This window comes from Congregibacter variabilis (genome assembly GCF_045689235.1).
GTDB classification, from domain to species: Bacteria; Pseudomonadota; Gammaproteobacteria; order Pseudomonadales; family Halieaceae; genus Congregibacter; species Congregibacter variabilis.
The window spans coordinates 2,871,204-2,884,282 of the sequence record NZ_CP136864.1 but is presented as its reverse complement, the minus strand read 5'-3'; the positions used below and the strand labels follow the sequence as shown (position 1 = coordinate 2,884,282).

Sequence of the window (13,079 nt, the reverse complement as noted above, 5' to 3'; positions counted from 1 at the left end):
TTGGCCTTCCTCAGCTTATTCACCCAATCACCGAGCTATGGCAAAGATGCAGCAGCGCTCAAAATTGCCGTTGCCGCGAACTTTCGTGTGGTAGCTGAGCAAATAGGCGATCGCTTTGCCGATAGCACCGGAGTACCTGTGATCATCAGCAGTGCATCGACCGGGGTGCTCGCCGCACAGATGCGCCGCGGAGCACCCTTTGACCTACTCCTTGCGGCCGATCGCGCAAGGCCTCAGGCACTGATAGATGATGAAAGCAGTCCGGGGCCCGCTCAGTGCTACGCTGTTGGGTCTCTTGTGCTGCTCGGCGCCAGTTCATTGCATGAAGCGCTTAGCGATCCCAGCAAGAGTATCGCCGTCGCAAACCCTCGTTCAGCACCCTACGGCGCTGCCGCCATGGCGGTTTTGGCTCGCGAGGAGTTTGCAGCAGCGTCCGAGCGGCGCGTAGTCCGGGGCAGCAACGTGCAGCAGGCCATGCAGTTTTACACCAGCGGCGGCGTAGATCTGGCGCTGGTCGCTCGCTCTTTAAGCCCAAATTCCGGAATTACTGTTCCACCCGAATGGCATCCACGCATTGAGCAATATGCGGTGCTCAATGCGCGATCCAACAATGCACAAAGTGCTCAAGCGTTTCTCGACTACCTAACAGGACTAAACGCCGTGCCCGTACTGGCAAGCTTTGGGTATCGACCATGCTCCTAAGCCCCAGCGAATGGCAGGCCGTGCTCCTCACTCTTCGCCTCGCTGCAGTGAGCACCATCATCCTCATACTCATCGGGACCCCGTTGGCCTATTGGCTATCACGACAGCGGGGTACCTTTGCTGCATTGATCGAGGCGCTGGTCGCCCTGCCCCTGGTGTTACCGCCGACGGTGCTGGGCTTTTATCTTTTGCTGGCGCTGGCCCCAGACGCTATCCCGGGACAACTCTGGCAAACGCTCACGGGCAAACAATTAGCCTTTAGTTTTTCGGCGCTGGTGATGGGGTCGGTGATCTACTCGTTACCCTTTGTAGTGCAGCCACTGCAGCAGGCTTTTGCCAAGGTTCCCAGCAAGCTACTTCAGGCGGCGGCCACTCTGGGCGCAACACCTTTGGAGCAATTCCGTGCGATCACGCTACCGCTGTGTAAACGCAGTTTTATCGTGGCTGCAGCGCTGGGTTTTGCGCACACCGTGGGTGAGTTTGGTGTGGTACTGATGATTGGTGGGAATATCCCCGGCGAAACGCAGGTATTGTCCATCGCACTTTATGATCACGTCGAAGCTATGGACTACGCCAGCGCGCATCAAATCGCCATTGGTCTGGTAGCCTTCTCCTTGCTGCTACTGTTTTTGCTCTATCGCGATCGCGGCTGGCGCATTGGCCGATGAGTCAGTTAGCGCTAAATATCGAACACAGAGATGCCGCGGGTTTTTGCCTGAGCATCAATACCGAGATTACGCTGACCGGCGTCACCGCACTGTTTGGCCCCAGTGGCAGCGGTAAAACCACACTGCTCAATTGCATTGCCGGACTGCGTCCCGACATTACTCAGGCAAGCATCGTCTTTGCGGGCGAAGCATGGCAACAGAACAACAGCCATGCCGAACCCTGGAAACGATCTGTGGCTTACGTGTTTCAGGATGCCCGGCTGTTTCCGCATATGAGCGTCGCTCAGAATCTGCAATTTGCGGCAGCGCATGCCGTCACAAAGGCACCAGACATTGCACCAATAGCCCGGTGGATGGCCATTGAAGCGTTGATGGATCGCAGCCCTGACTCGTTGTCGGCAGGGCAGCAGGCCCGGGTAGCTATCGCCCGCGCCCTTATGCGAGCTCCCGAACTGCTGTTGCTGGATGAGCCGCTGGCTAATCTGGATCGAAGTGCCGCGCGCGAGTGTCTTGCTTGTCTGGCGCGCATCAATAAAGAGAATGATTTACCCATGCTGTATGTGAGCCACCAAATCGAAGAGGTCAGCACCATCGCCGACCACATCGTGCTCATGGACAAGGGGCAAATACATCAACAGGGCCCCTTACTGGAACTGGCCAGCAAGCTGGATACGCAGTTAGCCGAAGACGATGGCGCTGCGAGTCTGTTGGCAGTAGAAGTGGCAAGCCGGGATCAAGATTACGGCCTCACTGAGCTAAAGGTAGATGGACAGTCGCTGTGGGTTGCAGGCGATGGGCATACAGGGAGTACGCGACGATTGCGGGTGCCGGCACGGGACGTGAGTGTGTGTCGCGAGAAACCTCAAGGCAGCAGTATTCAGAACATACTGCCGGTTACGCTGCAGGAGATCCGGCAACTGTCTAATGCACATTGCTTACTGCGCTTACAGCTTTCACAGCAGTGTTTACTGGCGCGGATTACTCGCCGATCTTTAGAAGACCTCAAACTTAAAACAGGCGACTCGCTTTATGCACAGATCAAAAGCACGGCCCTGTTGGGCGATACACTGTGAGTAATCATCCCTTTGATGTACTCACCCCGGACGCGATCATCAACGCGGTAGAAGCAGCCGGCTATGTCAGTGACGCGCGCCTTCTGGCCCTCAATAGTTACGAGAACCGTGTCTATCAGGTTGGTATTGAAGATGAGCAGCCCATCATCGTTAAGTTCTACCGACCCGGCCGCTGGACTTTGGAACAACTTGAGGAAGAGCACAGCTTTAGCGCGGAGCTCGTAGAGGCAGAGATCCCGGTGGTTGCACCACTGATTTCGGAGAGTGGCGAGAGCGTGCATCGTTGGGGTGGTTTGCTTTACACCCTATTTCCGCGCCGGGGCGGTCACGCGCCGGAGTTCGATAATCTGGACAACTTGCTCGTACTAGGTAGAACGCTGGGACGCATCCACGCCATAGGTGCCACCAAGACTTTTAAATTTCGTCCGACACTTGAGGGGCAGGCGATTATTAATGAAAGCAGAACCCTGCTACCCGACAATTTTATTCCCAGCGAACTAAAAACTGCCTACGTCACGCTGCTCGATGACCTGGAGCGGGAGCTGGCGCCGAAGCTCGCGCAGATAGAAGCAACGCCCGGAATCCGTGTGCACGGCGACTGCCATGGCGGCAATATTTTGTGGCGTGACGATACGGCGAATTTTGTGGATCTGGATGACTGCATGACCGCGCCGGCTATTCAGGATCTTTGGATGTTTTTATCCGGCGAACCCAACGAGCAAGAGATTCAGCTCGGTGAAGTGATTGCCGGATACGAAGAGTTTTTCGAGTTCGATCCCAAACAGCTGCATTGGATAGAGACACTGCGAACCCTGCGCATTATTCGCTACGCTGCCTGGCTGGCCCGGCGCTGGGATGATCCGGCTTTCCCTAAGGCCTTCCCATGGTTTAACAGCGAGCGTTATTGGTCAGATCATATTTTGCAGCTGCGGGAGCAGTTTTCGCGCTTGCAGGAGCCGGTCTTGAGGTTGCTTTAGAACACTCAGAGCAGTTCAGGAGCTTCGAGAGTTCGGGTATACCAAGGACCACAACCAGCGCCATAAACTGTTGCTGCCCAGCACTTCTCTATCTACCGCATCAAAAAACCGTAGCTGTCCCGCCGGGTCTGCAAAATAACCCAGCCGAGTAGTCATCTCCCTCTCGGGATCCAGTTCCTTCACCACCTTGGCCGGATTGCCCGCGACGATGACATTGGCCGGCACATCTTTGGTGACAACCGCTCGCGCCGCCACCACGCTATTTTCACCGACAGTGACGCCCTTGAGCACCGTGGCGTGATCGCCCAGCCACACGTTGTCGCCAATATGCACCGGTGTTGGCGTATGGCTGCGTTGGGTACGGTCGTACACAGTGTGCCAATCCGAGTCGGTGATGTAGGTACCGTTGGCCATCATTACTCCATCACCAATGGTGATCTCGTCCGACGCGCTGATGCGCGAACCCGGACTCATAAGCACACCTCGACCGATGCGGATGGTTCCAGCGCCAGCTTCTCGCCCCCAGACGCCAATCTCCACCCGGTGCATGGGCTCAGCCACGGCGGTAAAGCAGTCGCCAATATGGATATTTGGACCAGAGATGATCACGTAGCGGGGCTTCATAAAAGTAGAGAACTTACCGAGGCTGGCGCATTCCGGGCGTAAAAAATAATCAACATACCAACGGCGGTACCGAAGATAGGCTTTCTTGACCCAGTAAGGACGTAAATCATCACGCATAGCGAAATAGCAAATTTGCGACTATCGAAGCGCTAACCGTATCATCCCCGACCAGTCATTCACCATTGCGATTGCAGCGTATGCAGGCAGTATCCTCCAAAGTTCATAGCAGCCAAGCAGGCGTCCATCCGGGGCTGCCCGCGCTGGTGAAGCGTCATGCGTCCAGCAGTTGGCGTAAACCTGTGCAACAGGTAGACCTTCCGGCACTGGAACAGCTTGATGCGGCGCTAGAGAAACATCGTGGCGCTGTGGTGCTCGACTCGTTTTGCGGCACCGGCCGGAGCACCGCCATGCTCGCATCGCGGCACAACGATGCCCTGGTCATTGGTGTCGACAAATCAAAACACCGCCTCGATCGCGGACCGGAAGCACCCGACAACTGCTTGTTCTTGCAGGCACACTGCGAAGCGATCTGGCGACATCTCGTCGCCCGAGAGCAACGGCTTCTGGCACACTACCTGTTGTATCCCAACCCCTGGCCCAAGCCGGGGCATCTTGGCCGAAGAGTTCACGGGCACCCGGCGTTTCCTTTTCTTTTAGCTTTGGGCGGCCAACTGGAGCTGCGCAGTAACTGGCAGCTCTATGTCGAGGAATTTGGAGTGGCATTGCATCTTCTGAACCAGCCATCATGCGTTGCGTTGGTGCCCACAGACACACCCGCCCTGACCCTGTTTGAACACAAATACCGCGAGAGCGGGCATCAACTGTGGTCTGTGGCCGCCAAGCTATCGTAAAGCTAAGGCAAGAGAGCAGGCACCGCTCCATGAAGACTTGTCCGCAATCAGCTACTCTTAGCAATATGACAAGAGGAAGAATTTTATGATGCCCGGAATCGATGACCCGATCTGGCAGAGGATCTGTGAAGAAACACGGCAACACTCGCAGGACGAGCCCATCCTCGCCAGCTACCTTCATGCGACGATCTTGAATCACAAGCGAATCGAGCGTTCGCTGAGTTTCCTGCTGGCCAACCAGCTGGACAGTCCTGCAGCGTCTTCTTTGCTGCTTCGGGAAGTAATGCTCGAGGCCTTTGAAGCAGACCACAAGATTCTTGATGCGGTGCGAGCGGACCTGCTGGCAGTGTTGGAGCGTGACTCGGCAACGCACGAAATGTACATCCCGTTTCTTTATTACAAGGGCTTTCATGCGCTACAGGCTCATAGAGTCGCCCATTGGCTGTGGAAGCAAGGCCGTGAACCGCTGGCCATGTTTTTTCAAAACCGTGTAAGCACCAAATTCGCCGTCGACATTCATCCGGCGGCACACATTGGCCAGGGCATCATGCTCGATCACGCCACGGGCCTGGTGATTGGAGAGACTGCCCGGGTGGGCAATAACGTTTCGATACTGCAGTCGGTCACTCTCGGCGGCACCGGCAAAGAAGACGGCGACCGTCATCCAAAGATTTGCGACGGCGTGCTCATCAGCGCGGGCGCCAAAATCCTGGGTAATATTTGCGTCGGTGAAGGCGCCAAAGTTGGCGCGGGCAGCGTTGTGCTTGAGCATGTTGCTGCACACACTACGGTCGCGGGTGTTCCCGCAAAGGTGGTCGGCAAGCCTGCTACCGACCAGCCGGCGCTAGATATGGACCACTGCTGGCCCTGCTGCGACGACTAAGCGTCTGCGGATACCGCATACCGCGCCAATGGCGCACTGCGAATTGATTTCGCGGGACGCCAAAAAGCGTCATCCATGACAGGCTCGGCGAGCGCCATCCATGGCGCTCGACGCCCGCTCAATGCAATCCGCAGCGCACCACTGTCGCTGCCACGCTACATCTGGGTCCCGCAAAAGCCTGTCTAGCGTGCGCTAATGGCGCTGTAGGGCCAGATTAGAGCGAACTCAGTCTCGATGATACTGCGGCGACAACTCAATCACCGCATCAACAAACGCAGTGACGTGATCAGGATTTACCCCCGGTGTAATGCCGTGGCCAAGGTTAAACACGTGACCACTGCCGTGCCCAAAGCCCGCGAGAATATTGCCGACTTCTTCGCGAATACGCTCCGGTGATGCAAACAACATCATGGGGTCCATATTGCCCTGCAAGGCGACACGATCACCTACCACCTGCTTGGCCGTGGAGATATCTGTGGTCCAGTCGATCCCTACTGCCTGCGCGCCACAGTCGGCAATCGTGGATAGCCACTGCCCGCCACCCTTGGTAAACACAATGACCGGTACCGGACGGCCATCGGCCTCTTTGGGCAATCGAGACACGATGCGCTGCATGTACTTAAGAGAGAACTCTTTATAGGCTGCGGCACTCAAACTGCCACCCCAGGTGTCAAAAATCTGCAGAGCCTGCGCGCCTGCTTCAACCTGCGCCGTTAAATAATCGGCTACAGCGTCAGCCAGTACTGTTAACAACTCGTGCATTAACTCTGGTTGATCATAGGCCATGGTTTTGACCCGAGAAAAATCTTTGGATGAACCGCCTTCGACCATGTACGTCGCCAAGGTCCAGGGCGAACCCGAGAAACCAATAAGCGGCACCGAACCGTTGAGCTCTTTGCGAATAGTCCGTACGGCATTCATTACATAGCCAAGATCATCATCGGCTTTGAAGGAGTTCAGTCCTGCAAGATCCTCGGCACTGCGCACCGTTTTGCGAAAGCGCGGGCCTTCTCCGGTTTCGAAATACAAACCAAGTCCCAACGCGTCGGGGATAGTAAGAATGTCTGAAAACAAAATGGCCGCATCCATAGCGTAGCGACGCAGAGGCTGCATGGTCACTTCGCAAGCAAGCTCAGCATTTTTACACAGGTCCAAAAACGATCCGGCCTGCTCTCGCGTGGCACGATACTCGGGGAGATAGCGTCCGGCCTGGCGCATCATCCACAAAGGCGTGCGATCTACGGGCTGTCGCATCAATGCGCGCAGGAAACGGTCGTTCTTCAGTTCACTCATCGTTATTTTTTTCCTCAAACGGGCCCCAGGGACCCGTGTTTAAAATACTCAATCTGTCAGCCGCGCATTACGCACCAGCAACTAGACTTCCAGGTAATCCAAGATACCTTCGGCGGCCTGGCGTCCTTCCCAGATCGCAGTCACCACAAGATCCGAACCGCGCACCATGTCACCACCGGCGAAGACTTTTGGGTTGCTCGTCTGAAAGCCAAAGGTTTGATGCTCAGCAGCTACGACGCCCCCCCAGTCATTAACTTGTACGTCTACGTCTTCAAACCATGGGGCAGGACTTGGCTGAAAACCAAAAGCCATAATAATAATGTCGGCCTCCAGAACCTGCTCACTTCCAGGGATCGGCTCCGGACGGCGACGTCCATCGGGACCAGGCTCACCCAGGCGCGTCTCGATAGTTTTGACGCCGCAGGCATCACCAAAATACTCCACCACTTCTATGGGCTGGCGGTTAAACAAAAACTCTACGCCCTCTTCTCGGGCATTAGTTACTTCCCTGCGCGAGCCCGGCATGTTTTCTTCATCACGACGGTAAGCACAAATTACATGTTCTGCCTGCTGACGCACGGCAGTGCGCACGCAGTCCATGGCCGTATCACCACCGCCGAGCACCACCACCCGCTTGCCTTTGAGATTAATGTAGGCATCGGGATGTTGTTCAAACCCAAGGTTGTGGTTGACGTTGCCAATAAGGAAATCGAGAGCCTTGTGCACGCCCGGCAGATCTTCCCCGGGGAAGTTACCCTTCATGGGCGTGTAAGTACCCATTCCCATAAACACCGCGTCGTATTCTTCCATCAGTGTTTCCATGCTGATGTCGCGACCTATTTCGGTGTTCAGGCGGAACTCCATGCCCATATCGGTAAAAATCTCCCGGCGGCGCATCATCACCTGCTTTTCGAGTTTGAACTCCGGAATACCAAAGGTCAGCAGGCCGCCGATCTCCGGGTAGCGATCAAAGATCACCGGCTTCACACCCGCGCGCACCAAAATATCAGCACAGCCAAGTCCGGCGGGTCCCGCGCCAATAATGGCAACACGCTTGTCGGTAGGCACAACGTTAGAAAGGTCAGGACGCCAGCCCATGGCCAGCGCCGTATCGGTAATGTACTTTTCCGCAGAGCCAATAGTCACAGCGCCAAAGCCGTCGTTCAGCGTACAGGCCCCTTCGCACAACCTATCCTGGGGACATACCCGTCCACAGACCTCTGGCAGCGTATTGGTTTGATGACTGAGCTCTGCCGCCTCGAAAAGATTTCCCTCGGTAACCAGCTTGAGCCAGTTGGGAATGAAATTGTGCACCGGGCACTTCCACTCGCAGTAGGGATTACCGCATTCGAGACAGCGATCGCTCTGGTCTTCTACCTGTGCCTTGGTAAAGGGATCATAGATCTCTACGTACTCGGTCTTGCGAGCAGGCAGGTCTTTTTTATCGGGGTCGGTTCGACCGACATCGATAAACTGAAAATTATTACTTACGCGTCCACTCATAGAGGTCGCTCCGGCGTATGCCTTAGTCCGTTTCTCGCAGGCGGCTCAGCAGTTGCTGAAGATCGGCGGCCTTGGGTTTAACCAGCCAGAACTTGCCCACGTAGTCCTCAAAATTTTCTTGAATCTCGCGACCCCATTCAGAGCCAGTCTCAGCCACATGCTGCGCGAGAATGTCTCCCAAGTGGGTACGATAAGCTTCCATATACTCGGAGCTCACGCGATGAATCTCCACCAGTTCACTGTTGTAGCGGTCAATAAACTGTCGCTGTTGATCAAGCACGTAGGCAAAACCACCGGTCATACCGGCGCCAAAGTTGACCCCGGTATCACCAAGGACAGTAACGCAGCCCCCGGTCATATACTCGCAGCAATGATCGCCTGCACCTTCTACAACAGCGTGCGCTCCGGAGTTTCGCACCGCAAAGCGCTCTCCGGCGATGCCCGCCGCATAAAGCGCACCACCGGTAGCACCGTATAAACAGGTGTTACCAATGATGGTCGTTTCCTGAGACGCATAGCGGCTGTTTGCCGGCGAATAGATCACCAGCTTGCCGCCGGCCATGCCTTTGCCCACGTAATCGTTGCTATCGCCCTCGAGGTACATATGCAAGCCGCCGGCGTTCCAAACACCAAAACTCTGACCCGCCGTGCCCGTGAGCCTGAGAACCAATGGCGAAGCTTCCATTCCCATATTGCCGTGACGTCTTGCGATCTCACCGGATAGTCGAGCGCCAATAGATCGATCGCAATTAGTAACACTAAACGCAAACTCGCCGCCGCTGCCCGCCTCAATGGTAGGGAGCGTCGCCGCAAACATCTCCTCGGCTTTCTCGCCGCGATCCCAGGGATCGTTAGAGGCCACCATGCAAAACTCGGGTTGTCCCTTGGCATCCTCAGACTTGTGCAAAATCGGCGCGAGATCCAGCGATCGCTGCCGCGCAGTGTCGCCCGGCACCCGGTGTAGCAAGTCCGTGCGGCCAATAAGCTCTTCGAGAGATCGCACTCCCAGACTCGCCAGCCACTCGCGAGTTTCCTGTGCGACGAAAGTAAAGAAGTGCACCACCATTTCTACGGTGCCGTTGAAATGGTCATCGCGAAGCTGTTCGTTCTGGGTGGCAACGCCGGTGGCACAGTTGTTCAAATGGCAAATACGCAGATATTTACAGCCCAAAGCCACCATAGGCGCCGTGCCAAAACCAAAGCTCTCTGCGCCAAGAATCGCGGCCTTGATGACATCAAGTCCAGTCTTCATGCCACCATCGGCCTGCAGGCGCACGTTGCCCCGCAGCCCATTACCGCGCAGGGTTTGCTGCACTTCAGCAAGACCGAGTTCCCAGGGTGAACCTGCGTGACGGATCGACGTGAGCGGACTGGCCGCCGTGCCCCCGTCATAGCCACTGATGGTGATCAAATCGGCGTAAGCCTTGGTCACGCCCGCCGCAATAGTACCCACGCCGGGCTCGGACACGAGTTTGACCGATACCAGGGCTGTCGGGTTGACCTGCTTAAGATCAAAAATCAACTGTGCCAGATCTTCAATGGAGTAAATATCATGGTGCGGTGGCGGCGAAATCAATGTCACGCCGGGAACTGAGTAACGCAAGCGTGCGATCAACTCGTTGACCTTGCCGCCGGGCAGCTGCCCGCCCTCACCTGGCTTGGCGCCCTGAGCGACCTTAATTTGCAGCACCTCGGCGTTTACCAGGTAGTGCGGTGTTACCCCAAAGCGACCCGATGCAATTTGCTTGATCTTGGACACCCGCTCGGTGCCAAAACGAGCCGGATCTTCGCCTCCCTCACCAGAGTTTGAACGAGCCCCCACGCGGTTCATAGCAGTTGCCAGAGCTTCGTGTGCCTCGGGGCTGAGTGCGCCCAGTGACATACCGGCAGAATCAAAGCGCTTCATGATCGCCTCGACCGGCTCAACCTCATCGATGGGAATAGGTCCGTTACTGGATACCGGTGTAAACAAATCCCGAAGAGCCGCCACAGGCCGTTCATTGACCAGTTTGGCGTAACGCTCGTAGTGAGCGTACTCGCCGGTGGACACAGCCTCTTGAAGGGTCATCACCACATCAGGATTAAAAGCGTGGTACTCCTGACCGTGCACGTATTTCAGCAGGCCGCCCTGAGAGATACCTTTGCGCTGGCTTCTTGCAAGTCGAGCCAGGGCTTCTGAATCTTCTTGAAGATCTACAAAGCCCGCGCCATTGATGCGACTCGCCACACCACAAAACGCCAGATCCACCACTTCGCGGGCCAGGCCAACAGCTTCAAACAATTGGGCACCGCGATAAGAACTCACCGCAGAAATGCCCATCTTGGACATAATCTTGAGCAGGCCCTTGTTGAGGCCCCGACGGTAATTCTTGTAGCAGGCTCCTGGCTCGCCGAGTAACTCGCCGCTGCGCAACAACTCCTCTAACACAGAGTAGGCAAGATAGGGGTAGACCGCGGTAGCACCAAAGCCCAGTAAGCAGGCGATCTGATGAGAATCACGGGCGCTGGCGGTTTCCACCAGCAAATTTGAATTGCAGCGCAAACCCGTTCGAATCAGGTGGTGATGCACCGCTCCTGTGGCTAGCAAACTGTGTATGGGTAGCCTGCCATCTTCGATACGCCGGTCTGATAGCAGCAATATGGTGCTGCCATCACGCACAGCGGCTTCAGCTTGCTCGGTCAGCGCTTCGAGGGCAGCACGGAGATCGGTTTCGCCGGGATCGTAACTACAATCAATATCGGCTACCTGAAAACCCGGGCGATCGAGATTAATCAGGGTGTTGAATTTACCCAGAGACAGCACCGGAGAAGTGAGAATCACCCGGTCGGCATGCTCGGGTCCCAAATGGAACAGATTACGTTCTACGCCAATCGCGGTTTCCAGCGACATCACTATCGCTTCGCGCAAAGGGTCAATCGGCGGATTTGTTACCTGGGCAAACTTTTGGCGGAAATAATCGTAAAGGGAGCGCTGCTTTAGAGACAGCACCGCCATGGGGGTATCGTCGCCCATGGATCCCACTGCCTCGTTGCCCGACTCCGCAAGGGGACGAAGAACCTGCTCACGCTCTTCAAAGCTCACCTGAAACATCTTCATGTAAGCCTGAAGGTCTTCGGGTTCGATTCCCTGGGTCACCTCGCCATGAAAGCTACCAACAATGCGTTGGGAGCTTTCTTTAAGCCAGCGCTTGTAGGGATGGGCGGATTTGAGTCGCTTGTCGATTTCGTCGGTCTGCAAAAACTCGCCGGTATGCGTGTCGATGACCAGCAGCTGACCGGGACCCACCCGCCCTTTGGCAATGACATCCTCGTTGCGATAGTTGTAAGTGCCCACTTCCGACGCCACGGTAATAAAGCCGTCGGTGGTGCGAACCCAGCGCGCGGGGCGCAGACCGTTTCTATCCAACAGGCACACCGCATAACGTCCATCCGTAAGTACAATTCCTGCCGGACCGTCCCAGGGCTCCATGTGCATGGAGTGATATTCGTAAAAAGCCTTCAGATCAGGGTCTATGGACTCAATGTTCTGCCACGCCGGTGGAATCAGCATGCGCAGGGCCCGGGGCATATCCACACCACCCGTGAGCAAAACATCCAGCATATTGTCCAGGCTCGATGAGTCCGAACCGCTGCGGTTGACCAGGGGGGCAATGTCGGCAATGTCTGGCAACCGGTCATTTTCGAACAAAGCCGTTCTTGCCGTTGCCCAGTTACGGTTACCGTCGATGGTGTTGATTTCGCCGTTGTGTGCCAACAAGCGAAACGGCTGCGCAAGAGGCCAGCGCGGCATAGTGTTGGTAGAAAAACGCTGATGGAACACGCAGATAGCTGTTGTCAGTCGCTCATCCGAAAGATCGTGGTAGAAGCGCGGTAAGTCCACCGGCATCACCAAACCTTTATAAGCAATCACTCTGGAAGACAGGCTGCAAATATAAAACTCAGGATCGTCTGTGGTGGCAATCTCGGTCTTGCGACGCACGACGAACAGTGCGGTAGACAGCTCATCTTGCGTCAACTCACCGGCATCGATAAAAATCTGCTCGATGCGGGGCAGTCCCGCGAGGGCTATTTCTCCGCAGACTGCGGTGTCAACGGGCACTTCCCGCCAACCTATAACCGTCAGGCCACGATCACCAAGAGCGGTCTCTAAAGCGTCGCGTCCAGCCTGGGCAGCGTCGGCATCCTGATTGAGGAAGATCTGACCTACTGCCAAGCGGCCGATTTGATCTGCGCCGAAGTGTTCTTTGGCCAAGTCGCGCATAAAGGCTTCAGGCATTTGCATCAACAAACCGCAGCCATCGCCGGTACGTCCGTCCGAGGCAATGCCACCGCGGTGGGTCATGCAGGTCAGCGACTCGATCGCCACCTGCAACAGACGATGACTCGCATCGCCCGACTGGTGTGCGATAAGACCAAATCCGCAGTTGTCGCGGAATTCCTCAGGACTGTATAGGCCTGCGCTCATACTCAGCTTATATTCCTTAAAAAACAGTTACTTGTGGCTT

At 55.9% G+C, this 13,079-nt stretch carries 10 protein-coding genes; 6 read left to right on the top strand and 4 right to left on the bottom strand.

Translation table 11 applies throughout. The annotated features are described in order from the left end of the window. Genes modA through R0135_RS12800 form a run of 4 tightly spaced genes read left to right on the top strand, consistent with a single transcriptional unit; the run spans position 1 to position 3,420 of the window. A complete protein-coding gene (gene modA / locus R0135_RS12815) occupies positions 1 to 702 on the top strand; it encodes a molybdate ABC transporter substrate-binding protein (protein ID WP_407347252.1) in 702 nt (233 codons plus the stop codon). Then, positions 693 to 1,370, top strand: a complete 678-nt coding sequence (gene modB / locus R0135_RS12810; protein ID WP_407347251.1) for a molybdate ABC transporter permease subunit — start codon at positions 693 to 695, stop codon at positions 1,368 to 1,370. The genes modA and modB overlap by 10 nt, the downstream gene beginning before the upstream one ends. Then, positions 1,367 to 2,443, top strand: coding sequence for a molybdenum ABC transporter ATP-binding protein (modC, locus tag R0135_RS12805; RefSeq protein WP_407347250.1), 1,077 nt, complete (start codon positions 1,367 to 1,369; stop codon positions 2,441 to 2,443). The genes modB and modC overlap by 4 nt, the downstream gene beginning before the upstream one ends. Further along, entirely contained in the window at positions 2,440 to 3,420 is a 981-nt protein-coding gene (locus tag R0135_RS12800; RefSeq protein ID WP_407347249.1) for a serine/threonine protein kinase, read from the top strand. Before modC ends, R0135_RS12800 begins: the two co-directional genes overlap by 4 nt. A gap of 15 nt (positions 3,421 to 3,435) precedes the next feature. Here R0135_RS12800 and R0135_RS12795 read toward each other — a convergent pair whose 3' ends face one another. After that, positions 3,436 to 4,161, bottom strand: coding sequence for an acyltransferase (locus R0135_RS12795; protein WP_407347248.1), 726 nt, complete (start codon positions 4,159 to 4,161; stop codon positions 3,436 to 3,438). 80 nt (positions 4,162 to 4,241) lie between these two features. Here R0135_RS12795 and R0135_RS12790 point away from each other — a divergent pair, with 80 nt between their 5' ends. Together R0135_RS12790 and cysE are read left to right on the top strand one after the other, a co-directional pair. Then, positions 4,242 to 4,895, top strand: coding sequence for a tRNA (guanine(46)-N(7))-methyltransferase TrmB (locus R0135_RS12790; RefSeq protein WP_407347247.1), 654 nt, complete (start codon positions 4,242 to 4,244; stop codon positions 4,893 to 4,895). A gap of 88 nt (positions 4,896 to 4,983) precedes the next feature. Continuing rightward, positions 4,984 to 5,778 carry a serine O-acetyltransferase gene (cysE, locus tag R0135_RS12785; RefSeq protein ID WP_407349921.1) on the top strand — a complete coding sequence of 265 codons (795 nt, stop codon included), beginning with the start codon at positions 4,984 to 4,986 and terminating at the stop codon, positions 5,776 to 5,778. A 225-nt stretch (positions 5,779 to 6,003) separates the two neighbouring features. On the opposite strand, the gene hemE is transcribed toward cysE, so the two are convergent. From hemE to gltB, 3 genes are all read right to left on the bottom strand, one after another. Continuing rightward, positions 6,004 to 7,071: a uroporphyrinogen decarboxylase gene (gene hemE / locus R0135_RS12780; protein ID WP_407347246.1), complete on the bottom strand. Its 1,068-nt coding sequence runs from the start codon at positions 7,069 to 7,071 to the stop codon at positions 6,004 to 6,006. Between the two features lie 81 nt (positions 7,072 to 7,152). Next, a complete protein-coding gene (locus R0135_RS12775; RefSeq protein ID WP_407347245.1) occupies positions 7,153 to 8,574 on the bottom strand; it encodes an FAD-dependent oxidoreductase in 1,422 nt (473 codons plus the stop codon). A gap of 22 nt (positions 8,575 to 8,596) precedes the next feature. Then, on the bottom strand, positions 8,597 to 13,039 hold the full coding sequence (gltB, locus tag R0135_RS12770; RefSeq protein ID WP_407347244.1) for a glutamate synthase large subunit: 4,443 nt from the start codon (positions 13,037 to 13,039) through the stop codon (positions 8,597 to 8,599). Positions 13,040 to 13,079: the final 40 nt, after the last annotated feature.